The organism is Pseudoxanthomonas sp., assembly GCF_035999195.1.
Lineage (GTDB): Bacteria > Pseudomonadota > Gammaproteobacteria > Xanthomonadales > Xanthomonadaceae > Pseudoxanthomonas_A.
The window spans coordinates 97,028-119,052 of the sequence record NZ_DASYGY010000004.1 but is presented as its reverse complement, the minus strand read 5'-3'; the positions used below and the strand labels follow the sequence as shown (position 1 = coordinate 119,052).

The window sequence follows — 22,025 nt, the reverse complement described above, 5'->3', positions numbered from 1 at the left end:
CCCTCGCAGGCAGGCCGATGACAGGGATCGCTCCGCGTACCGACGCCTCGCCGCGCTCCCGTCTCGTCCTGCGCCTGGCCTGGGCCGGCCTGTGGCTGCTGCTCGGATTCGTCAGCCTCGAGTTCCTGCTCGCCGCGTACGACAAGTACCGCCATCTCGACTCACCGGCCTATGGCATGTTCATGACCCGGCGCGGCTGGCTGTGGCTGCATCTCGCCGGCGGCCTCACCACCGTCCTGCTCGGGGCCGTGCAGTTCCTGACCCGGTGGCGCCGGCGCAATCCGCGGCTGCATCGCCTGTCTGGCCGCGTCTACCTGGTCGGCATGCTGGTGGCGGCGACGGGCGCGACGGGACTGATCGCCACCTCGCCGGCGCCGTTCGCGATCCGCCTGGCGTTCGCCGCCACCGCGCTGGCCTGGCTCTGCACCGCATTGACCGGCCTGCTCGCGATCCGCCGCGGCGCGGTCGACCGGCACCAGCGATGGATGACGCGGAACTACGCGGTGACGCTGGCCCCGGTCATCTTCCGCCTGTCGCTGCCCGCCACCATCGCGAGCGGGCTGATGCCGTCGCCGACCTTGATCGCGACACTGCTCTGGTGCAGCTGGATCGTCCCGCTGCTGGTCTGCGAGGGCGTACGCCGACTCGCCGGGCGGCGGCGCGATTCGCGTGCGACCTCATCGGCCAGGACGGTACCGTTTGCCGACGCACGCTAGAATTCCGCGTCCCGCTACAGGAATCCCCCATGCCCTCCTTCGACGTCGTCTCCGAAGTCAACGTCCACGAGCTCACCAACGCCGTGGACCAGGCCAACCGCGAACTCTCCACCCGTTTTGACTTCAAGGGCGTGGACGCCAAATTCGTGTTGGAAGAGAAAATGATCACCCAGTCCGCGCCCAGCGATTTTCAGCTCAAGCAGATGACCGACATCCTGCGCGGGCGCCTGATCGCTCGTCAGATCGACGCCCGCTGCCTGGAATTCGGCGACGTGGAAACCAACCTGGCCGGCGCGCGCCAGAAGATCACCGTCAAGCAGGGCATCGAGCAGAAGCTGGCGAAGAAGATCGTCAGCACCATCAAGGACGCCAAGCTGAAGGTCGAAGCGCAGATCAACGGCGACAAGCTGCGCGTCACCGGCAAGAAACGCGACGATCTGCAGGACGTCATCGCGCTGCTGAAGAAGACGGACTTCGAGCTGCCGCTGCAGTTCGACAACTTCCGTGACTGAGTCGCCCGCCACGACCGGCGACGCACCCGATCCCCTCGACGCCACCCGACGTTGGGTGGAACGCGCGGTGATCGGGCTGAACCTGTGCCCGTTCGCCAAGGCGGTGTACGTGAAGCAGCAGGTGCGTTTCGTGCTGAGCGATGCCAGCACGCCGGAAGCCCTGCTCGAGGAACTGGCGGAAGAACTGGTGCTGCTGCGCGATACCGACCCCGAGCAGGTCGACACCACGCTGATCGTGCATCCGGACGTGCTGACGGATTTCCTGGACTACAACGACTTCCTGGACAACGCCGATGCGGCGGTCGAGGCGCTCGACCTGCAGGGCGTCATCCAGGTCGCCAGCTTCCATCCGGACTATCAGTTCGCCGGCACCATGCCGGACGACATCGGCAACTACACCAACCGCTCGCCCTACCCCACCCTGCACCTGCTGCGCGAAGCCAGCATCGACCGTGCGGTGGAAGCCTTCCCGGACCCCGACATCATCGTCGAGCGCAACGTGAAGACGCTGGATGCACTGGGGCATGCGGGCTGGGCGAAGCTGTTCGCGGAGTGACGAGGCTCTGTGCTTTCGGTAGGAGCGACGTAAGTCGCGACCGAACCCCATCAGCGCGCAGGATCGGTCCGCAAGTCACTCGTTCCCGAGCCAGACGGCATCCCAGTACGGATACTTTCCTATCGCATCGACCAATCCTGCACGCAGAGGATTGGCAATCACATAGCGCGCTGCGACCCTGAGATCGTCGCTGCACCGCATCGCCCGATCATGGAAGCCGGGAGCCCAGACACCGTCATGCTGGCGACCGACCCGGAAAGATCGGGAGGTATTGGCTTTCAACCGCTGGATACAGACGGGAAGGGTCTCCATCGCTCCCAGTTCGATCAGTCCATGCCAATGGTCCGGCATCAGCACCCAGGCCATCAGGCGCGAGCGATACCAAAGCCGCTTGTCCGTGATCGCGCGCGCCATGTCGTGAGCCATAACCGGATCGGAGAACAACGGCCGTCGATTACGGGTGACGAAGGTCACCAGGTAGACATGCCCGGCAATCGACCTGCGTCCACGGCGGAGACCGGCATGACCCTGCGCAGGACGGTGAGGTGCGAATTGATCCATGCCTGCGAGCATGGTGTCCTCCATCTCCGGAGCGATATCGGGAGATGGCAGGAAAACGGGTCGGATTTTGCCGTGCGGTCGCGACTGACGTCGCTCCTACAGCAGCTCCCCCGCCAAGCGCCGCTCCAGCAACCTGCGCGCATCATCCAGCGACGGCAGGATCATGTGGCCGAGCGCGCGGACGCCGTCATCGGGCTCCAGCAGGTCCGGGATCTGGATGGGATGCATGCCGGCCGCCAGCGCGGCACGCACGCCGGTCGGCGAATCCTCCAGTACCAGGCACTGCGCCGGGTCGACGCCCAGCGACGCTGCGGCCAGCAGGTAGATGTCCGGCGCGGGCTTGGGATGCTCGACGTCGCTGCTGGTGCAGACCGCATCGAAGCGGGGTAGCAGGCCGGCGGCCTCCAGCTTCCTCATTGCGAGCGGACGGCGCGTCGATGTGGCCACCGCGCGCGGAATGCGCTTCGCCTGCAGAAAATCCAGCATCTCGACGATGCCCGGCCGGTGCGGCATACCCGCCTCGACCACCGCGTCGTAGAGGGCGTGCGAGCGTTGCAGTATCCGTTCCCGCTCGGCTTCGCCCACGGCCTCGTCCAGCAGGTGACGGCAGACGGCTTCGCTGTGGCCGACCATCGACAGCCACAGCAGCTCGGGCAGGTCGTGGCCGCACTCGCGCGCCGCATCGGCCAGGCACGCGATGATGGCGCGCTCGCTGTCGAGCATCAGCCCGTCCATGTCGAAGATCACCGCCGCAGGGGTGAACGGCAGGCCCCCTGCACTCATGCGGCGAACTCGAACAGCCGGCGCAGGTCATCCGCATTGAGGATGCGCCACTGGCCTTCCGGCAACCCGTCCAGCGTCAGCCCGCCTACGCCGCTGCGGTGCAATGCCTGCACGTGATTGCCGACGGCGGCGAACATGCGGCGTACCTGGTGGTACCGGCCCTCGGTGAGCGTCAGCTGCGCATGCCGCGGATCGATCACGTGCAGCTGCGCCGGTGCCAGCGGCGTCTGTTCCGATTCCAGCATCAGCGTGCCGCTGGCGAAGAGCGCGCCTTCGTCGCCGCGCAGGTTTTCGGCCAGCGTGGCGTCGTAGACCTTGGGCAGGTTGGCCTTGGGCGAGATGATCCGGTGCAGCAGGCCGCCGTCGTCGGTGAGCAGCAGCAGGCCGCTGGTCTCGCGGTCGAGTCGTCCGACCGTGGACAGCACCGGTGAGCGCTCGCGGAACCGCGGCGGGAACAGGTCGTAGACGATGCGGCCGGTGTCCTTGGTCGAACACGTATAGCCGACCGGCTTGTGCAGCATGATCGCCAGGCCCGGTGCGGGATCGAGCGGTTCGCCGTCGACCCGGATGTTGTCGTGATCGACCGGGTCGTCGGCATACAGCACCTCGCCCGCAGCGTCGGTGATGCGTCCTTCGCGGAACATCCACTGCACCTGCTTGCGGCTGCCATAGCCCAGGTTGGCGATGTGCTTGACGATCTTCATGCGCTCACCGCCTCGCCCTGGTTGCCGCGATGACCTTGAAACCGTCGCGTTCGCCGGCCACGCGCACCTCGCCGAAGCGGTCGTTCAAGGTCTGCTCGTACGGCAGGTGGCGGTTGGCCACCAGCCACAGGCGCCCGCCCGGCTTGAGCGCGGCGGCTGCGGCCGTGATGAAGCGCTGGCCGATGTCCGGACGGTCCGCACGGCTCTGCGTGTGGAAAGGGGGGTTGCTGACGATGAAGTCGTAGCGCTGGGGCAATCCCGCGGTGACGTCGTGCCAGTGGAAATCGAGCGTTGCGCTCGCACCGGCATCCGCGAGGTTCGCCTTGGCCAGCGACAACGCGCGTGCCTCGGCTTCGTAGAGATCGAGCGCGGCGATGGCGGGATTGCGCGCCAGCAGCGACAGCGACAGGAATCCCCATCCCGCGCCCAGGTCGGCGCCGTGTCCGGCGATATCCGTCGGCAGGCATTCGACCAGCAGCGCGGAAGCCGGATCGATCCGGTTCCAGGCGAACACGCCCGGACGGCTGAGGTAGCGGCCACTCTCGATCCGGCGTGGCGCGTCCAGCGCCGACCATTGCGCGAGCAACGCGTCGTCGATGCTGTCCGCGCGCCTGCGCGTCCAGAACGTGCGGCAATGGAACTTGGTCAGCGTGCCGGCCAGGCCCGCGAGTTGCTTCAGGTCGGCTTCGCCCGATTTGGCGCCCTCGTTGTTGGTCATCGCGGCGACGACGACGCCGTCGGGCGCCGCCAGTTGCACGGCGCGCGCGAGCAACGCGCGCGCTTCTTCGCGCTGGCGCGGCGGCAACACCAGCACCAGCGGATAGCGCGCACCGTCATCGGCCGCGTCGGCCACCACGCGCAGTCCCGCGCGTTCCAGCAGTTCGGCATCGGGGCGGAAACTCTGTTCGCATACCAGCTGCGGCAGCGGGAACTGGCGCAACGCGGCGCCATCGCGCGCGCGCAGGAACAGGACCCGACCTTCGGGCCAGGCGAGTTGGCCCTGCGCAAAGGGCAGCATCAGCGCGTCGAGCGCGGGATCGGAGAATATGGAGGCCACGGTGCGAGGCGCGAAGGACGGGGTGCGTCATTCTAGCGGCAGCCGCTGGTGCTTCTTTCCGACGCCATCGGTCGGCCATCGAAAATAAGATCAAAAAAGTGTTGCGCTCCGCAAACAAGCGGCGTATCGTCCGCGCCCGTCGGCCACATGGCCGTTTTTTCAGCAATCGAATTCTTCCCATGAAGCCCGCCTATTCCTTCGACAGCAAGCCCGCCCTGCAGCCATCACGCTGCGGCCTGGCGCTGCGTGCGAACGGCAGCGACCTGCGCGGTACCGAACGCGCACGGCACCTGGACTTCTGACATCCGGCTGACTCCCTGGGAGATCGGCCACCCCGATCTCCCGAGGAACGCGAACGCCCTCGGGTCGCAAGTCCCGGGGGCGTTTTGTTTTCAGCGTTCGCGGAGGATGCGCATGCATCGAACAGGTTCGTCTCTTTCCACCACGGAAATCCTTTTCCGCCCTGGGGCATCCGGGTAGCGCGCGTGCGCGCCCCGATGCAGGGGCGCGGCTGCGACTGGCGCATGTGCGCTGCGTCGTGATGCCCCGATGCGGGCTGCACGTGGAGAGAACGCCGACAAGGGCGCATGGCGCCCGAACGGATTGCCGGTGGGCGACCGCCGGCAATGCGGAGCATCGATCGAACACGCGACAGCGGCACGGGTTTGTATCCCGTCCGGTGCGCGCGGCGCTGCCGTGGCGTATGCCGAAGCGTGGGAGACGGTGTTCCTCGAGCGGACGATAGCTCAGCGTGGGAGAGCAGCGGCGCATGCCGTTGGCCACCGGTTCGAATCCGGTTCGTCCACCACTGGATAGCTCAGATGGTTAGAGCATCGGACGGTTAATCCGACTGTCGCGGGTTCGATTCCCGCTCCAACGCCTGCAAGGGCACATGACCTGTCACGTCATGACACCGGGACGAAAGTCCCCCCAGGAAACGCCCCGTGCGGCGCAACGCCTTTCCGCGAAGGAATGCAGGAAGACGATGCATCGCAGCGGGGATGGTGCCGGCACCGCGCCCTCGACGCGGACGCGCGCAGCGTTCGACGCAGTCCATGGACTGCGCCCTCGCTGCGATGCGTCCGCCGACAGCGCCGGTCGCCCGCACCGCCCTCGTCCAGGGGCGTTTCCACCTTCTTCCGCCGATCGCGCATCGCGATGGGCACCGTTCGTCGCGGGACTCGATCCACCGCGGCGATCCGTTGGATCCGGATCGAACCACCAGAGCCAACAAGGAGAACAACGCCATGTTCTGGACCAAGAGGGTCGTGATCGGTGACGGCGAGCGCGGCCTGGTGTATCGCAACCTTCGGTTCGAGCGCGTGCTCGCACCCGGCGTGTACCGCTGGTTCGACCCGATGGGTCGGACCGAGGTGCGCACCTTCAACATCGCATCGCCGGAGTATTCCGGCCATGACGTCGACGCGCTGATCGCGGGCCTGGGCGAACGCCTGGGCGAGGTCTTCGTGCATGCCGACATCGGCGTGGACAAGGTCGGCCTGGTGCTGAAGAACGGCAAGCTGGAAGACGTGCTGCCGCCCGGCACGCGGCGCCTGTACTGGATCGGCCTGGTGAAGGTCGAGGTGCAGGCGGTGACGCTGGCCTCGCTGGACGTCGAGGGTGCCGTCGCGCGTCGCCTGCGCCAGTTGGGCACGTTGTCGAAGCTGGCCGTGGTGGCCGATGTGCCGGCGGAGTTCGCCGGCCTGGTGTTCATCGACGGCAAGCTCGAGCGCACGTTGTCCGCGGGTTCCTACGCCTTCTGGAATTTCCAGAAGAACGTGGTCGTGGACATCGTCGACCTGCGCGTGCAGACGATCGAAGTGTCGGGCCAGGAGCTGCTGACCCGCGACAAGGTCAGCCTGCGCGTGAACCTGGCCGCCAGCACACGCGTCACCGACGTGGTGGCCGCGCGCACCAAGGTCGCGAAGGTCGGCGACTTCGTCTACCGCGAGCTGCAGTACGGCCTGCGCAAGGCGGTCGCGGCCAGGACGCTGGACGAACTGCTGGGCGACAAGGCCTCGCTGGACGCCGACATCTTCGCCTACGTGCGCGGCCAGTTGACCGGCTTCGGCGTCGAGGTGCTGGGCGTGGGCGTGAAGGACGTGATCCTGCCGGGCGAGATGAAGGAGATCCTCAACGGGGTGGTGCAGGCGGAGAAGACGGCGCAAGCCAACGTGATCCGCCGCCGCGAGGAGGCGAACGCCACGCGTTCCCTGCTCAACACCGCGAAGCTGATCGACGAGTCGCCGGTGCTGATGCGCCTGAAGGAGCTCGAGGCCCTGGAGAAGGTCACCGAGAAGATCGACAAGCTCACCGTGTTCGGCGGCCTGGATGGCGTGCTGAAGCAGCTGGTGACGTTGAAGTAGCAGGAACCTGCCCCCTCCCCCGTTCACGGGGGAGGGCTGGGGTGGGGGCACGCCGGAGCATGGCACGCGTCAGCGCATGGAGAGCGCGGGAACGCGGCCCAACCTCTGGCGCGATACGGCGCTGCGGTGCCGTTCGCCCCCATCCCGACCTTCCCCGCTTGCGGGGGAAGGGGCTTCATCCTTTCAATGGAGTGAACACATGAACATGCAATCCCGATTCGAACTGCTGCACGCCGAGGGCAGCACCACGCCGATCAAGGGCTGGGTGCGCGGCGTGCCGCTGGAACAGCAGGCCCACGAGCAGCTGCAAAACATCGCCTCCATCCCGTTCGTCGGGCCGTGGGTCGCGGTGATGCCCGACGTGCACCTGGGCAAGGGTGCGACGGTGGGTTCGGTCATCCCGACCCGCGGCGCGATCATCCCGGCGGCGGTCGGCGTGGACATCGGCTGCGGCATGGCCGCGGTGCGCACCACGCTGCGCGCGAAGGACCTGCCCGACAGCCTGGCGCAACTGCGCTCGGGCATCGAGCGCAGCGTGCCGGTCGGCAACGGCCGTGGCGGCGAGCACTGGAAGCTGCCGGACAGCATCGGCACGCGCATCGCGCAGTCGGGGCTGGCCGAGCGACTCGACGTGATCAAGGAGAAGCACCGCAGGATCCGTACCGACAAGCTGGATCGCCAGATCGGCACACTGGGCGGCGGCAACCACTTCATCGAGCTCTGCCTCGACGAAAGCGATGCCGTGTGGGTGATGCTGCACAGCGGGTCGCGCGGCACCGGCAACCTGATCGGCAACTACTTCATCGAGCGGGCGCGCGAGCAACTGGCGCACCGTGTGCTGGGCTTCCACCTGCCGGACAAGGACCTGGCCTTCTTCATGGAAGGCGAGCCCCTGTTCGACGACTACGTGGAAGCGGTGTCGTGGGCTCAGGACTACGCCCGCGAGAACCGCGAAGCGATGATGTCGCGCGTACTGGCGGAGATGCGCCACCGCCTGCCGAAGTTCCAGCTGGAGAAGATGGCGGTGAACTGCCACCACAACTACGTGCAGAAGGAAACGCACGGCGGCGTGGACCTGCTGGTGACGCGCAAGGGCGCGGTGAGCGCGCGCGCAGGCGAACTGGGGATCATCCCCGGCAGCATGGGCGCGAAGAGCTTCATCGTGCGCGGCAAGGGCAACGCGGACAGCTTCCACAGCTGCAGCCACGGGGCAGGCCGCGTGATGAGCCGTACCGCCGCGCGCCAGCAGATCACGCTGTCGCAGCACCGCGAGGCCACGGCGCACGTCGAATGCCGCAAGGATGCCGGCGTGATCGACGAGTCGCCGGCCGCCTACAAGGACATCGACGCGGTCATGGCCGCGCAGTCCGACCTGGTGGAGATCGTCCACACGCTGCGCCAGGTGGTGTGCATCAAGGGGTGAGCTTCGGCTCGCCCCTTTTTTTTAAAGCTGCCATTGCTTGTGTGGGAGCGACGTAAGTCGCGAACGGGTACCGGTAAAGCCTCATCGCGACTTACGTCGCTCCCACATCAGCAAGAAGCATCAGCCCTGCAGCTCGCGCAGCGTCACCGACGGCGGCGCGTCCAGCACCTTGCGGGTGGCGAACAGACCGGTACCGAGTGCGGCCAGCATGCCGAGGCCACCGCCGATGGCCGCCAGCTGCCAGTTGGCCTTCCACGGCAGGTCGAATACCTGCGTGGCGACCACGCCGGAGAGCACCGACGCGGCGATCGCCGCGACCAGGCCCGACAGCAGCCCGATGGCCGCGAACTCGGACGCCTGCGCCAAGCGCAGCTGGCGACGGCTGCCGCCGAGCACGCGCATCACGCCGCCTTCCAGCAAGCGCTCGTCCTGGCTCGCACTCACCGCGGCCATCAGTACCAGCAGGCCGGCCGCCAGCGAGAACCAGAACACCACCTGCACCACCTGGGAGACCTGCTCCGCCGTGCTGCGCACCTGGTTGAGCACCGCTTCCACATCGATCACCGACAGGTTGGGATACTGGTTGACCAGGTCGCGGGTGAAGGCGCTGTCGCCCGCTGGCACGCTGACGGCGGTGATGTAGCTGGCCGAGTAGCCATCGAGCGCACCCGGCGATGCGACCACGAAGAAGTTCGGCCGGAAACTCTCCCAGTCGACGCTGCGCAGGCTGGTGATGCGGCCCTCGAAGCGCTGGCCGGCGATGTCGAACGCGACCTCGTCGCCGAGCTTCCAGCCCAGGTCTTCGGCGAACTCCTCCTCCACCGACAGCTCCGGCGATGCCGGCGTACGCCCGGTCCAGAACGCGCCGGCCGTCACCTTGTTGTCGTCGCGCAGCGTCGCCGCCATCGACAGGTTGAACTCGCGATCGGCACGCCGTTGCGCGCGCTCGTCGGTACCCGCGTAGTCGGCGCCGCTGGTGGGCTTGCCGTTGTGCTCCACCAGGCGGCCGCGGATCATCGGATACAGGTCGACTGCCGACAGGCCGCGTGCCTGCATGAAACCCTTCACCGGCTCCACCTGGTCCGGCTGCACGTTGATGATGAAGCGGTTGGGCGCATTCGCCGACAGCGCCAGCTGCCAGCGGTCGAGCAGGTCGGTGCGCACGAAGGTCAGCAGCAGCAGCGCCATCAGGCCGAGGCCGAGCGCCGATACCTGGGCGATCGACGTGCCCGCGCGGCGACTGACGTTGGCCAGGCCGTAACGCAGGCTGCCGCGCAGGCGCGAGCGGACACGGCGCACCAGCACGATCAACAGCCATGCCAGCAGCGCAAGCACGGCGAGCGTGCCGACGATGCCGACCAGCATCGCCGTGCCCAGCGTCGGCGAACCCGCCTTCCACCACAGCAGCGCGCCGAGGCCGACGAAGCCGGTCAACGCCACCAGCCAGGCGCTCGGCTCGGTGCGGTCCAGGTCGCGACGCAGCACGCGGAGCGCGGGCACGCGACGCAGCGCCAGCACCGGCGGCGCACCGAAGGCGAGCAGCACGATCATGCCCACGCCGTACCCCTGCAATGCAGGCATCAGGCCCGCCGGCGGGATGTCGATCTTCAGCGACTGCTGCAGCCAGCTGCCGATGCCCCACTGCAGGCCGAAGGCGATCAGCACGCCGACCGTGCAGGCCGCCAGCCCCAGCAGCACCAGTTCGCCCACATGGATGCCGACCAGCGTACGCTGCTGCGCGCCGAGGCAGCGCATCACCGCGGTGCCGGACAGATGCCGTTCGCTGTGCCGGCGCGCCGCCATCGCCACCGCGACCGCCGCCAGCACGACGGAGACCAGCGCGGCCAGGCCGAGGAAGCGGCTGGCACGATCCAGTGCGGAGCGCACTTCCGGGCGCGCATCCTGGATCGTTTCCATGCGCTGGCCACGCGCGAGCTGCGGCTTCACTGCGGCGGTGAACGTCTCGACCGCAGCGGCGTCGCCGGCGACCACCAGCCGGTAGCGCAGGCGACTGCCTTCCTGCACCAGTCCGGTTGAAGGCAGGTCGGCGAGGTTGAGGAAGACTTTCGGTGCGACGTTGAAGTAGTCGAGCGCGGCATCCGGTTCCTGCGTCACCAGCGCCGCCAGTGTCAGCGTGCGCGTGCCGATGCCGATCTCGTCGCCGGGCTTGGCGCCCAGCGTCTCCGCGCCCGCCTGGCTGATCCAGAGCGTGCCCGGTGCGGGGATGCCGCCCGCATCGCGCTCGGCGCCGCCTGGCCGGTCGACCACGCGGAAGCTGCCGCGCAGGGGAAACCCTTCGCCCAGCGCACGCAGATCGCCCAGCGACAGTGAGTCGCCGGCGCGGATCATGCTCTGCAGTTCCTGCGTTTCGGTCACGCGCAGGCCGGGGGCTTGCGCCAGCGTGCGCAGTGCGTCGGTCGGCGGCGCATCGCCGCGCACGACCACGTCGCCGCCGAGCAGACGGTTCGCTTCGATCGCCAGCGCGCGTTCGGCGCGGTCGGTGACGAAGCCGACCGCCGTGACCGCGACGACCGCCAGCACCAGCGCGGCGAACAGGATGCGCACATCGCCCGCGGCGAGGTCGCGCCGCAGTTGGCGCCAGGCCAGCGCCAGCGTCTTCATGCGGTCGCGCCCTGCAGGCGGCCGGCGTCCAGCCGGATCAGGCGCCGGCAGCGCGCAGCGAGATGGTCGTCGTGGGTGACCAGGACCAGCGTGGTGCCCGCGTCCGCATTCAAGGCGAACAGCAGTTCGATGATCGCCTGGCCGGTGTGCGTGTCGAGATTGCCGGTGGGCTCGTCGGCGAACAGCAGCGATGGCCGCGTGACGAAGGCGCGCGCCAGCGCCACGCGTTGCTGCTCGCCGCCCGACAGCTGCCGCGGATAGTGGCCCAGGCGCTGGCCCAGCCCGACCTTCTCCAGGATCTGCCGCGCCGGACCTTCCGCATCGGCGTCGCCGCGCAGTTCGAGCGGCAGCATGACGTTCTCCAGCGCCGTCAGCGACGGCAGCAGCTGGAAACTCTGGAACACGAAGCCGACCTTCTCGCCGCGCACGCGCGCACGGCCGTCCTCGTCCATCCCGGAGAGCCGCTCACCGTCCAGCGTCACCGTGCCCGTGCTGGGCACGTCCAGGCCGGCGAGCAACGACAGCAGCGTGCTCTTGCCGGAGCCCGACGCACCGACGATGGCCACGGTGTCGCCGTGTTCGATGCGGAAGCCGATGTCGTCGAGTATCGTCAGGTCGCCGTCGGGCAGCGGGACATGCTTGCCCAGGCCCTGCACGTCGAGCACGGCATGGCGCACGGGGGCGGGAGCTTCAGGGGGGAGTCTGCTGGCGTCGGCCATGATCGTCTCGTCGGTCGTTTCGTGAATCATCGGGAGCACGGATTAAATGTTTCTTAATTTGAACAGGTATGGGGCCCTGCGCGCCCGCATGCAATGGGTTCTGGGCCTGTCGGTGCTGCTGCTCGTCGCATGGTCGGCACGGCCCGTCGCAGCGCAGACGGCCTCGGCTGCACCGGCAACGGGCACGCGCACGGTGCTGGTGATGGGCGATTCGCTGTCCGCCGCCTACGGCCTGGCGCCGGCGCAGGGCTGGGTGGCGCTGACCGGGGACCGCATCGGCAAGACCAAGCCGGGTTGGCGCATCGTCAACGCCAGCATCAGCGGCGAGACCACCGCAGGCGGCGCGGCACGCATGGCGGCGGAGCTGCAACGGCACAGGCCCGCCGTCGTCGTCATCGCGCTCGGCGCCAACGATGGCCTGCGCGGCCTGCCGCTGGCGCAGACCCGTGCCAACCTAGAGAAGATGATCAAGGCGGCCCAGGCGACCAGGGCGAAGGTGCTGCTGGTCGGCATGCGCATGCCGCCGAACTACGGACCCGACTACACGCGCGGCTTCGAGCAGAACTACCGCGCGCTGGCCAGCCAGTACAAGACCGCCCTGCTGCCGTTCCTGCTGGAACCGATCGCACTGGACCGCTCGGCCTACCAGGCCGACAACCTGCACCCCGTCGCCGGCGTGCAACCGAAGCTGCGCGACCATGTCTGGACCTCGCTGGAACCCCTGCTGCGCTGACGCCGGCAACGGCCGGCCGCCCGGTAGGATTTTTCCTACGCGGACGCGGGGTGTCCGCCGAATGTGATAGCTGGCACATTCGCGCACAGTGCGCACGCCGGTTCCCTGCCCGGCGTGTTGACTGGAGTCCGTCATGCCCCGCCTGCTGTTCACCATCGCCGCCAACGACAAAGGCTGGCAGCTCTACGAAGGCCAGTACGGCCGCAACTGGTTCGACAACCTCGGCGATGCGCGCGAAAGCGCCAAGCTGCTCGCCGCCACCCTGCACCAGCACCATGGCATCCCGACCGCCGTGGTCGTGGAAATGCCCAGCAACGAGTCGGTGCTGCTGGCCCGCCACGGCTGAGCCGCGCCGGCACGGCGCGCGGGCGCCGCCGAGCGGTCCGCGCGTCTCCCCGATGGCATGATGCGCACTCCACGTGCGGAGGCGCTGGCCATGGGCAAGCAGGCATTCGAGGCATCGCTGGCGGAAGGCCGGCACCGGCAGCTCGCACAGATGGCCGGCGACTGGGAAGGCAGCTTCCGGTTGTGGTTCACCCCGGACGCACTGGCCGGCGAGGCACCCCAACGCGGGCGCATCCGCAGTGCGCTGGGCGGGCGCTTCCTGATCCACGAATACGAAACCCGCTTCAACGACAACCCCATCGAAGGCGTCGTGATCTACGGCTACCACCTGGACGACGGGAACTGGGAATCGGCGTGGGTGGAAAGTTTCGGCACCGGCACCAGCATCATGTTCTCGACCGGCAGCGGAGGCGGCGCGCCCCACCCCGACATGCTCGGCAGCTACGGCGACGGACAGGGCGGCCCGCGCTGGGGTTGGCGGACGAGGCTGGAACAACCCGATCCGGACACCCTGGTCATCACCATGTTCAACATCACCCCGCAGGGCGAGGAAATGCGCGCGGTGGAAACGCACTACACCCGCGTCAGCCGCTGATGCCGGCCAGCTGCCGCAGGGCCTGCTCGAACACCTCGGGCGGCTGCCCGCCCTGCACCAGGTGGCGGTCGTTGAGGATCACCGACGGCACCGCGCGGATGCCACGCTGCTGGTAGAAATGCTCGCGCTCGCGGACCTGCGCGGCGTAGGTGTCCGCCTCCAGGACGCGCCGTGCTTCGGCGGCATCCAGGCCGGTGGACGCGGCGACGTCGACCAGGGTGTCGCGATCGGACACGTTGCGGCCTTCGCCGTGGTAGGCCTGCAGCAGGGCGCGCTTGAGCGCGAGCTGCTGCGCGGCGCCGAGCTCGCCTGCCCAGTGCAGCAGGCGGTGCGCATCGAAGGTGTTGTAGATGCGGTCGCGCTTCTGCAGGTCGATGCGCACGCCGAGGGCTTCGCCGCGCTGGCGGAGCGCTTCGCCGTTCTGCGCAAGTTGATCGGCGGTCAGGCCGTACTTCTTCGCGAGGTGGTCGGCGATGGACTCGCCCTCCGGCCCCATGTCGGGATTCAGCTCGAACGGCTGGAAATGCAGTTCGACCTGCAGGTCATCACCGACAGCCGCCATCGCGCGCTCCAGCGCGGCCAGTCCGATGGCACACCAAGGGCAGGCGACGTCGGAGACGAAATCGATCTTCACGGGCTTGGACATGCGCGGCGCCTCAGTCGTTGCCGGTGTTCTTGTAGACGCGACCCTGCTTCATCACGAAGCCGACGTTTTCCAGCACCGCCACGTCCTGCAGCGGATCGCCGTCGACGGCGATCAGGTCGGCTGAGTAGCCCGGCTTCAGCACGCCCACCTCCTTGTCGATGCCGAACAGCCGCGCATTGACCACGGTGGCCGAGCGGATCGCCTGCAGCGGCGTCATGCCGAACTGGACCATGCGCGAGAACTGGCGCGCATTGAGCCCGTGCGGATACACGCCAGCGTCGGTGCCGAAGCCCATGACGACGCCGGCCTGGTGCGCCTTGCGGAAATTCTCGCGTTGGGTGGCGCCGACGCGGCGCTCCTTCTCCAGCGATTCCGGCAGGAAGCCGGCCTTCTCGCCTTCGCCGAGGATGTACTCGGTGTTGTAGATGTCCATCACCAGCACCGTGCCGTGCTTCTTCGCCAGCGCGATGCCTTCATCGTCGATGAAGCTGGCATGCTCGATGGAATCCACGCCGGCCAGCAGCGCGTTGCGGATGCCGGTGGCGCCGTGCGCGTGCGAGGCGACCTTGCGCCCCAGCGCGTGCGCCTCGTCGACCAGCGCCTTCAGTTCCTCCAGCGAGTACTGCGGCGCACCGACTTCGGTGCCCTTGGACAGCACGCCGCCGGTGGAACAGGTCTTGATGAAGTCGGCGCCGAACTTGACGTTCTGCCGCACCTTCTGCCGCGCGGCCCACGGGCCATCGGCGACGCCCTCGCCGACCGCCTTGTACTCGGCCGGCAGCAGGTTGTTGTCGCTGCAGTGGCCGCCGGTGATGCCGATGGACACGCCACCGGCAAGGATGCGCGGGCCGTCGACCTCACCGTTCGCGATCGCATCGCGCAGCGCCACGTCGGCGTAACCGGGCGAGCCGGGCACGCGCACGGTGGTGAAGCCGGCCAGCAGCGTGGTGCGCGCGTTCTTGGCGCCCTTGATGGCGGCGGCCGGCAGCGAGATCGCCAGGCGGCGATAGCCCTGCAGATCGGCATCGCCATGGAGATGTACGTGCGCGTCCATCAGGCCGGGCAGCACGGTCTTGCCCGAGAGATCGTGCACCGTCGCGCCCGCCGGCACCGGCGTGTCCGCGGCCGGACCGATGGCGGTGATGCGCGCATCCTCGATGACGATGGCCTGATCGGTCAGCAGGCGACCGGATTCGACATCCAGCAGGCGCCCCGCCTTGACGTAGGTGGTGGCCGCGAACGCAGGCGCGCAGGCGACGGACAGGACGGCAGCGAGGACGCACAGGCGCATGGGGGATCCGGAAGTCGAATGAAGAGAGAGCGAATGTAGCAAGCCCACCCTGTAGGAGCGACGTAAGTCGCGACCGCGCACCTGGCCGCCCACGGAAAGCCGATGGTTTTCTGTTCGGGCGCGCTGCTGCGTTCTTGTTTCTGCACGGGGTACCGGCGCGGTCGCGACTTACGTCGCTCCTGCAGGGATTCCGTTGCGCGGCGCGATCAGACCGGCGTCGGATTGCGGTAGGCGAAGCCGGCCTGGTGCCAGTAGGGATACGGCTTCGGGCGCTGGCTGGCCTTGTCCAGCTTCGCCACCTGCTCCGGGGTGAGGTTCCAGCCGACCGCGCCGAGGTTCTGCTTCAGCTGTTCCTCGTTGCGCGCGCCGATCACCACGGTACTGACGGTGGGGCGCAGCAGCAGCCAGTTCAGCGCGACCTGCGGGATCGACTTGCCGGTCTCCTGCGCGACTTCGTCCAGCGCATCGACCACGTCGTACAGGTAGTCGAGATCGACCTGCGGTCCGGCGTCGTTGGCGGCCTGCGACTGCAGGCGGCTGGTCTCGGGCAGCGGCTGCCCGCGACGGATCTTGCCGGTCAGGCGACCCCAGCCCAGCGGGCTCCACACCACGGCACCCACGCCCTGGTCGGCGGCTAGCGGCATCAGCTCCCACTCGTAGTCGCGACCGACCAGCGAGTAGTACGCCTGGTGCGCGACGTAGCGCGTCCAGCCGTGGCGGTCGGCGGCCGCGAGCGACTTCATCAGGTGCCAGCCGGAAAAGTTGGACACGCCGAGGTAGCGGATCTTGCCCGCCTTCACCAGCGTGTCGAGCGTGGACAGCACTTCCTCCACCGGCGGGCGCGCATCGAAGCCGTGCAGCTGGAACAGGTCGATGTAGTCGGTGCCGAGGCGCTTGAGCGCGCCATCGACCGCATTGATCAGATGGTGGCGCGACGAGCCGACCTGGTTCTCGCCGTCGCCGAAGCGGAACGTGGCCTTGGTGGAAATCAGCAGCGAATCGCGTGCGCGTCCCTTGATGGCCTGCCCGAGGATCTCTTCGGCGGCGCCTTTCGAATAGATGTCGGCGCTGTCGAACATGGTCAGGCCGGCATCGAGGCAGATGTCGACCAGGCGGCGCGCCTCGGCCACGTCGGTGCTGCCCCAGGCGCTGAACAGCGCGCCCTGGCCGCCGAAGGTGCCGGTGCCGAAGGACAGCACGGGGACGCGGAAACCGGATGCACCGAGATAACGATAGTCCATGGGGAATGCCTGCTGGAACGGGGGAGTGCGCCATTGCACTCCCCCGTCGCCGCAACGGCAACCCCTTGCGATGGAACGCTCAGTTCGCGCTTGCGGCCGGGCGCACGATGACTTCGCTGACATCCACGTCGTCGGGCTGTTCCACCGCATAGGCGATGGCCCGCGCGATGGCCTCGGCGGGAATCGCGACCTGGCGGAAATCCTCCAGCCACGCCTTGATGCCGGCATCGCTGGTGGTCTCGGCCAGTTCGCTGGTGGTCACGCCCGGCGACACCACGGTGACGCGGAGATCGTCATGCTCCTGGCGCAGGCCTTCGGAGATGGCCAGCACCGCGTGCTTGGTGGCGCAGTACACCGCCGCGCTGGGCCACACGCGATGGCCGGCGGTGGACGCGACGTTGATGATCTGGCCGCCGCCCTGCGCCTGCATCACCGGCAGCGCAGCGGCGATGCCGTGCAGGACGCCGCGGATGTTGACGTCGATCATCTGGTTCCATTCGTCGATCTTCAGCGCGGCCAGCGGCGACAGCGGCATCACGCCGGCATTGTTGACGATGACGTCGAGCCGGCCGAATTCGGCCTGCGCGAACGCGACGAAAGCCTGCACGTCGTCGGCACGGGTGACGTCGAGCGCGCGCTGGCGGGCCGTGCCGCCGGCGGCTTCGATCCCGGCGACCAGCCTCTCCAGCCGGTCGGTACGGCGCGCACCCAGCACGACCGTTGCGCCACGGCGGGCGAGTTCGCGGGCGGTGGCTTCGCCGATGCCGCTGCTGGCACCGGTGATGGCGATGACTTTTCCTTGGATTCCGGACATGGGACACCTCGTTGGGGGAAGCACGGCGCGGGTGCGCCGGGACGGTGCGCAGTCTGGGCGCCGCGACCGCCGCGTCGATATCCGGTTTCTCCACGATGCTTGCCTGATCCTGCGCAGGCTCGAGGCGAGCGGTTCCATCCGCCGGCACCGTGCGTAGACTCGCCCCATCCCCACCCCCTGTCCCCCAAGGCTTCCCCATGGCAGACACCACGCCCGCCCACGACGGCTGCCTCCGCGAACTGGCCGGCCTGATTGAACGATCCGCCCGCAGCGACGGCCTGCACACGACCGCCATCCCGTCGCTGCAGTTCTCGCGCCTCAGCGCGCCGATGCCATTGCCGATGCGCGGCGTGCAGGAGGCGGCCCTGTGCCTGATCGTGCAGGGCGCCAAGCGCGCGATCCTCGCCGACGAGGTATACGACTACGACGCGAGCCGCTTCGTGGTGGCCTCGGTCGACCTGCCGGTCACCGCACAGGTGACCCAGGCCTCCGCGGATGCGCCGTACCTGTGCCTGATCCTGAAACTCTCGGCGTCCACCATCGCCGAACTGGTCACCCAGGCCGAATCCGCGGACGCCCCGCTGCCGCCACCCTCGCGCGGCCTGTGCCTGGCGCCCAGCAGTGTGGAACTGCTGGAGGCCGCGATCCGGCTGGTGAAACTGCTCGACACACCGCGCGACATCCCCCTGCTCGCGCCGCTGATCGAACGCGAGATCCTCTACCGCGTGCTGTGCAGCCCGCAGGGCGCGATGCTGCGCCACATCGGCATCGCCGACAGCCAGGGCCAGCGCGTGGCCAAGGCGATCCACTGGCTGCGCCAGCATTACGCCAAGCCGCTGCGCATCGACCATATCGCCCGCGAGGTGCACATGAGCACGTCGGCGCTGCACCACCACTTCAAGGCGGTCACCGCGATGAGCCCGCTGCAGTACCAGAAGCAGCTGCGCCTGCAGGAAGCGCGCCGGCTGATGCTCAGCGAAGTGCTGGACGCGGCGAGTGCCGGGCACCGCGTGGGCTATGAAAGCCCGTCGCAGTTCAGCCGCGAATACAGCCGCATGTTCGGTGCGCCGCCGGTGCGCGACGTGGAGCGTCTGCGCAACCTCTGAATGGCCTGGAAACCGCGACTGAACGCCATGCGGCGCGTGGCGCGCCGCCGTGTTGTCTCACCCCACCGGCGGGCGCACACTTCGTGTGACTCCCACGGAGGTTCCGTCATGAAGGCGCCTGCCCTGCTGTTCTCCGCCGTCGTCGCGCTGGCGTTCGCCGCCGGCGCCACCGCAGCTCCCAAAACCGTCACCGATCCGAACCTGCCGCGCAGCGTGCCCGCCGATGGCGGCGCGGTCAGCGTCAGCTGGACCGATCCCGCGCAGTTCAGCGAGATCAAGTACAGCGGCAACCGCTGGGAAGCCGAACGCGGCACCTGGGTCACCCAACTGGCGACCTACCTGCGCGACGAGGCCGGCCAGCGCCTCGCGCGAGGGCAGACCCTGGACTTGACCATCACCGACATCGACCGTGCCGGCCGTTACGAGCCGACGGTGCGGATCGGCATGAACGACATCCGAGTGGTCAAGGATCTGTACCCGCCGCGCATGACGCTCAGCTTCACGCTGAAGGGCGCGGACGGCCAGGTGGTGGCCGAAGGCGAGCGCAAACTGGTCGACCACGCCTTCCTGATGGGCACGCAGATCAACAACAACGATGCGCTGCGCTACGAGAAGCGGCTGATCGACGACTGGCTGCGCAAGGAGTTCCGCAGCGGCGCGGCGCTCACCTCGACGCGCTGATGTCCGCGCAGGATCGCGACAGGCAGGCCCCGCTCAACGCGGGGCCTGTCCGTTTCCGTCTTCGGATTCGTGCGGATAGACCGCCGACACGGTGCACTGGAAGCGCATGCCGGCGCGGAAGCGCGAGGCGCGCACGTCGTCGCTGACCGGGTACGGCGACGACGCGTCGAACGACACGCTGTCGCCGGTGCCGTCGGCGACCACCCGATCGCCCGGATTGCCGCAGATCAGGCTGATGCCCACGCCGGAACGGAAGCTGATGGCAGGCGCGGCATCGAGATCGGGACAACTCTGCGGCAACTCGACGCGGTAGTAGCGATGGCCGCCGGACCGCGCAGGCGAAACCTCCACCAGCATGCCCCTGCCGTCCTCGGACCATGAGCGGAGGTAGCGCGTGTCGAAGCAGTAGCTGGATGAGCCGCCGAAACCGCGACGGCGCTCCCCGCGCACTTCGACCGTCTCCAGCGTGGTGGCGGTGTCGTCGGCGAGCGCGGCGGCGGCGCGCGCAAGGCCGGCGTAGTCGCGCGCACTGACGGCCGTCACGGCGACGATCGGGCAGGTGGCCGTGCCGATGCGCACCGCCTCGCCCTCGGCACCGCAGACGCGCCCGCCGCGGGCGAGCAGCTGCGCGCTGGCGCCTGCGCTGCCCGGACAGTCGTCGCCCAGGTCGATGCGGACGCGCTGGCCGCTGCGGTCCAGGCCCGCCAGCTGACGGGACGAGGCCTGCCTCAGTTCGACGAGCTGGCGCGCATCGACGCAGGCCGCCGATGCGGGCGCGGGCAGCGACTGCGTCGAGGCCACGGGCGCGACCAGCAGCAGGGCGATGAAGGGCAGGATCGGGCGCATCCGTGTCTCGGGCAGACGTGAGCGCGGATCATAGTCCAGCCTTGCATGCCCGGTTGCGCGGCACCATATCCGGTGCGTCCCCCACGGAGCCCTGCCATGACCGCCTTCGACCTCACCCCGCCGACCGACGCGCAGCGCGAGACCCTGATCGCGGGACTGAGCGAGGAAGAGCGCCGCGTGCTGCTGCAGCACGGCACCGAAGCGCCGTTCTGTGGCGTCTTCCTCGACAACAAGCAGGACGGCGTCTACACCTGCCGCCTGTGCGGGCTGCCGCTGTTCCGCTCCAGCGCCAAGTTCGATTCGGGCACCGGCTGGCCGAGCTTCTTCCAGCCGGTGGACGAAGCGCATGTCGGCCGCATCCGCGACACCAGCTACGGCATGGTCCGCACCGAGATCGTCTGCGCGCGCTGCCAGTCGCACCTGGGCCATGTGTTCCCCGACGGCCCGCCGCCGACCGGCGAACGCCACTGCCTGAATTCGGTGTCGCTGGCGTTCACGCCCAATGGCGAGGCCCTGCCCGATCCGCTGCAGCGCGGCGGTGCGGAAGCGCAACCGGCCGGGTAGCCGACGGCGGCGCCTGTCACGGGACGGGCACATGACGGCGGTAGCCTGACCGTCACTTCACCGTCGCACGGCTGCAACATGGCCCCCGTCCCTTCCGAAGCGCGCTCCTCGCCGTTCTCCGGGCTGCCCGGCGCGCTGTGGCTGTACCGGTTCGACGCGGATGGCCGCGCCCGCGTACTGGAGGCCGGACAGTGCGGCCTCGACACCCTGCAGGCCGCCGGAGATCGCTGGCACTGGTTGCATCTGGACCTCAGCGACGCCCGCAGCGCGCAGGTAGCGGCGAAGCTCCCCTTGCCCGAGGACGCATGCGCCACGCTGCTGGCGCCGGATTCGCACGTCAATCTGCAGCTCGAAGACGAAGCCGTGCACGGCGTGTTCGTCGACTGGACCCACCAGCGCGGCGTCGACCTCGCCGCGGAAGGCCAGCTGCGCGGCGACGACGGGATCGGCTGGCTGCATTTCGCGCTGACGCCGACGCTGCTGGTCACCGCGCGGCGTCACGCATTGCGGTCGGTGGAAGCGGCGCGCCGTTCGGTCTGCAAGGACGCAGTCGCGGATTCGCCGCTACGGCTGCTCGAACTGATCGCCGGACGTTTCGCCGATACGGTCGAGCGCAGCAGCGACGGCCTGTCGGTGCGGCTGGACCGCATCGAGGACCGCGTGCTGGCCGACAGCATCGGCGAGGAGCGGCGCGATCTCGCGCAGTTGCGCCACCAGACCGTACGCCTGCACCGTCCGCTTACCGCGATGCGGCGCGTACTGAAGCAGTTCGAGCAGCGGCATCCGGCCGATACCGGGCACGAACTGCTGCCCGCGGTCTCGCGCCTGACCCAGCGCTTCGACGATCTGGATGGCGATGTCGCCACGCTGCAGGAACGCGCGCGCCTGCTGCAGGACGAGGTCGCGGCGAAGCTGGCCGAACGCACCAACCGCCACCTCTACGTGCTGTCGATGGTCACCGCCCTGCTGCTGCCGCCCAGTCTGGTGGCCGGCGTGTTCGGCATGAACCTGCCGGGACTGCCGTTCGCCCACAGCCCGCATGGCCTGGCCTTCGCCCTGCTGCTGGGCATGGCGTCGAGCGTCGCGGTCTACCTGGCGTTGCGGCGCATGGGCGTGTCGCGCTCCACCTGAGCAGGCATCCCGG

Annotated in this window: 24 protein-coding genes and 2 tRNA genes; 15 read left to right on the top strand and 11 right to left on the bottom strand. The window is 68.7% G+C overall.

The window, feature by feature from the left end; all coding sequences use genetic code 11:
• The first annotated feature begins 17 nt into the window (after positions 1-17).
• Genes VGN58_RS01230 through VGN58_RS01220 form a run of 3 tightly spaced genes read left to right on the top strand, consistent with a single transcriptional unit; the run spans position 18 to position 1,784 of the window.
• Positions 18-716, top strand: coding sequence for a DUF2306 domain-containing protein (locus tag VGN58_RS01230; protein WP_327480832.1), 699 nt, complete (start codon positions 18-20; stop codon positions 714-716).
• A 29-nt stretch (positions 717-745) separates the two neighbouring features.
• The gene (locus VGN58_RS01225; protein WP_327480830.1) at positions 746-1,228 is read left to right on the top strand and encodes a YajQ family cyclic di-GMP-binding protein; all 483 of its coding nucleotides are present in this window, start codon (positions 746-748) and stop codon (positions 1,226-1,228) included.
• Positions 1,221-1,784 carry a DUF1415 domain-containing protein gene (locus tag VGN58_RS01220; RefSeq protein WP_327480828.1) on the top strand — a complete coding sequence of 188 codons (564 nt, stop codon included), beginning with the start codon at positions 1,221-1,223 and terminating at the stop codon, positions 1,782-1,784. The genes VGN58_RS01225 and VGN58_RS01220 overlap by 8 nt, the downstream gene beginning before the upstream one ends.
• Positions 1,785-1,859: 75 nt before the next feature.
• Here VGN58_RS01220 and VGN58_RS01215 read toward each other — a convergent pair whose 3' ends face one another.
• From VGN58_RS01215 to VGN58_RS01200, 4 genes are all read right to left on the bottom strand, one after another.
• Positions 1,860-2,357: an REP-associated tyrosine transposase gene (locus VGN58_RS01215; protein ID WP_327480826.1), complete on the bottom strand. Its 498-nt coding sequence runs from the start codon at positions 2,355-2,357 to the stop codon at positions 1,860-1,862.
• Between the two features lie 84 nt (positions 2,358-2,441).
• Positions 2,442-3,128 carry an HAD family phosphatase gene (locus VGN58_RS01210; RefSeq protein WP_327480824.1) on the bottom strand — a complete coding sequence of 229 codons (687 nt, stop codon included), beginning with the start codon at positions 3,126-3,128 and terminating at the stop codon, positions 2,442-2,444.
• Positions 3,125-3,832 (bottom strand): pseudouridine synthase, encoded by a 708-nt coding sequence (locus VGN58_RS01205; protein WP_327480822.1) that lies wholly within the window; start codon positions 3,830-3,832, stop codon positions 3,125-3,127. The genes VGN58_RS01210 and VGN58_RS01205 overlap by 4 nt, the downstream gene beginning before the upstream one ends.
• Positions 3,833-3,836: 4 nt before the next feature.
• Positions 3,837-4,850: a class I SAM-dependent methyltransferase gene (locus VGN58_RS01200; protein ID WP_327482008.1), complete on the bottom strand. Its 1,014-nt coding sequence runs from the start codon at positions 4,848-4,850 to the stop codon at positions 3,837-3,839.
• Positions 4,851-5,068: 218 nt separating this feature from the next.
• Here VGN58_RS01200 and VGN58_RS01195 point away from each other — a divergent pair, with 218 nt between their 5' ends.
• The 5 genes from VGN58_RS01195 to VGN58_RS01175 all read left to right on the top strand — a co-directional run bounded on the left by VGN58_RS01195 (position 5,069) and on the right by VGN58_RS01175 (position 8,678).
• Entirely contained in the window at positions 5,069-5,191 is a 123-nt protein-coding gene (locus VGN58_RS01195; protein WP_260618834.1) for a hypothetical protein, read from the top strand.
• A 434-nt stretch (positions 5,192-5,625) separates the two neighbouring features.
• A tRNA-OTHER gene (locus VGN58_RS01190) sits at positions 5,626-5,697 on the top strand.
• Between the two features lie 2 nt (positions 5,698-5,699).
• Positions 5,700-5,765: transfer RNA gene (locus VGN58_RS01185), tRNA-Asn, on the top strand.
• A gap of 371 nt (positions 5,766-6,136) precedes the next feature.
• Positions 6,137-7,255 carry a slipin family protein gene (locus VGN58_RS01180; protein WP_327480818.1) on the top strand — a complete coding sequence of 373 codons (1,119 nt, stop codon included), beginning with the start codon at positions 6,137-6,139 and terminating at the stop codon, positions 7,253-7,255.
• A 199-nt stretch (positions 7,256-7,454) separates the two neighbouring features.
• Positions 7,455-8,678: an RtcB family protein gene (locus VGN58_RS01175; protein WP_327480816.1), complete on the top strand. Its 1,224-nt coding sequence runs from the start codon at positions 7,455-7,457 to the stop codon at positions 8,676-8,678.
• A 120-nt stretch (positions 8,679-8,798) separates the two neighbouring features.
• On the opposite strand, the gene VGN58_RS01170 is transcribed toward VGN58_RS01175, so the two are convergent.
• Positions 8,799-11,300 (bottom strand): ABC transporter permease, encoded by a 2,502-nt coding sequence (locus VGN58_RS01170; RefSeq protein WP_327480814.1) that lies wholly within the window; start codon positions 11,298-11,300, stop codon positions 8,799-8,801.
• Positions 11,297-11,977, bottom strand: coding sequence for an ABC transporter ATP-binding protein (locus VGN58_RS01165; protein WP_327482006.1), 681 nt, complete (start codon positions 11,975-11,977; stop codon positions 11,297-11,299). Before VGN58_RS01165 ends, VGN58_RS01170 begins: the two co-directional genes overlap by 4 nt.
• 130 nt (positions 11,978-12,107) lie before the next feature.
• On the opposite strand from VGN58_RS01165, the gene VGN58_RS01160 reads away from it, so the two are divergent.
• The 3 genes from VGN58_RS01160 (at position 12,108) to VGN58_RS01150 (ending at position 13,692) form a co-directional block, all read left to right on the top strand.
• The gene (locus VGN58_RS01160) at positions 12,108-12,752 is read left to right on the top strand and encodes an arylesterase (RefSeq protein WP_327480812.1); all 645 of its coding nucleotides are present in this window, start codon (positions 12,108-12,110) and stop codon (positions 12,750-12,752) included.
• Between the two features lie 133 nt (positions 12,753-12,885).
• Complete coding sequence (locus VGN58_RS01155; protein ID WP_162108305.1) at positions 12,886-13,098, top strand: hypothetical protein; 213 nt, start codon at positions 12,886-12,888, stop codon at positions 13,096-13,098.
• A 60-nt stretch (positions 13,099-13,158) separates the two neighbouring features.
• A complete protein-coding gene (locus VGN58_RS01150; RefSeq protein WP_327480807.1) occupies positions 13,159-13,692 on the top strand; it encodes a DUF1579 domain-containing protein in 534 nt (177 codons plus the stop codon).
• Here the strand turns inward: VGN58_RS01150 and VGN58_RS01145 are convergent.
• From VGN58_RS01145 to VGN58_RS01130, 4 genes are all read right to left on the bottom strand, one after another.
• Positions 13,682-14,338: a DsbA family oxidoreductase gene (locus VGN58_RS01145; protein WP_327480805.1), complete on the bottom strand. Its 657-nt coding sequence runs from the start codon at positions 14,336-14,338 to the stop codon at positions 13,682-13,684. The genes VGN58_RS01150 and VGN58_RS01145 overlap by 11 nt on opposite strands.
• Before the next feature lie 10 nt (positions 14,339-14,348).
• Positions 14,349-15,629 carry a metal-dependent hydrolase family protein gene (locus VGN58_RS01140; protein ID WP_327480803.1) on the bottom strand — a complete coding sequence of 427 codons (1,281 nt, stop codon included), beginning with the start codon at positions 15,627-15,629 and terminating at the stop codon, positions 14,349-14,351.
• A 206-nt stretch (positions 15,630-15,835) separates the two neighbouring features.
• Positions 15,836-16,870, bottom strand: a complete 1,035-nt coding sequence (locus tag VGN58_RS01135; protein WP_327480801.1) for an aldo/keto reductase — start codon at positions 16,868-16,870, stop codon at positions 15,836-15,838.
• A 79-nt stretch (positions 16,871-16,949) separates the two neighbouring features.
• Positions 16,950-17,684, bottom strand: a complete 735-nt coding sequence (locus VGN58_RS01130) for an SDR family oxidoreductase (RefSeq protein WP_327480799.1) — start codon at positions 17,682-17,684, stop codon at positions 16,950-16,952.
• 197 nt (positions 17,685-17,881) lie between these two features.
• On the opposite strand from VGN58_RS01130, the gene VGN58_RS01125 reads away from it, so the two are divergent.
• A complete protein-coding gene (locus tag VGN58_RS01125; protein WP_327480797.1) occupies positions 17,882-18,790 on the top strand; it encodes an AraC family transcriptional regulator in 909 nt (302 codons plus the stop codon).
• A 108-nt stretch (positions 18,791-18,898) separates the two neighbouring features.
• The gene (locus VGN58_RS01120; protein ID WP_327480795.1) at positions 18,899-19,471 is read left to right on the top strand and encodes a DUF3016 domain-containing protein; all 573 of its coding nucleotides are present in this window, start codon (positions 18,899-18,901) and stop codon (positions 19,469-19,471) included.
• 33 nt (positions 19,472-19,504) lie between these two features.
• Here the strand turns inward: VGN58_RS01120 and VGN58_RS01115 are convergent, their stop codons facing one another.
• Positions 19,505-20,317, bottom strand: coding sequence for a hypothetical protein (locus VGN58_RS01115; protein WP_327480793.1), 813 nt, complete (start codon positions 20,315-20,317; stop codon positions 19,505-19,507).
• A 96-nt stretch (positions 20,318-20,413) separates the two neighbouring features.
• Between VGN58_RS01115 and msrB the strand changes: the two genes are divergently transcribed.
• Both msrB and VGN58_RS01105 read left to right on the top strand, forming a co-directional pair.
• Positions 20,414-20,881, top strand: a complete 468-nt coding sequence (gene msrB / locus VGN58_RS01110; RefSeq protein WP_327480791.1) for a peptide-methionine (R)-S-oxide reductase MsrB — start codon at positions 20,414-20,416, stop codon at positions 20,879-20,881.
• Between the two features lie 78 nt (positions 20,882-20,959).
• On the top strand, positions 20,960-22,012 hold the full coding sequence (locus tag VGN58_RS01105) for a CorA family divalent cation transporter (RefSeq protein ID WP_327480789.1): 1,053 nt from the start codon (positions 20,960-20,962) through the stop codon (positions 22,010-22,012).
• The last annotated feature ends 13 nt before the right edge of the window (positions 22,013-22,025 follow it).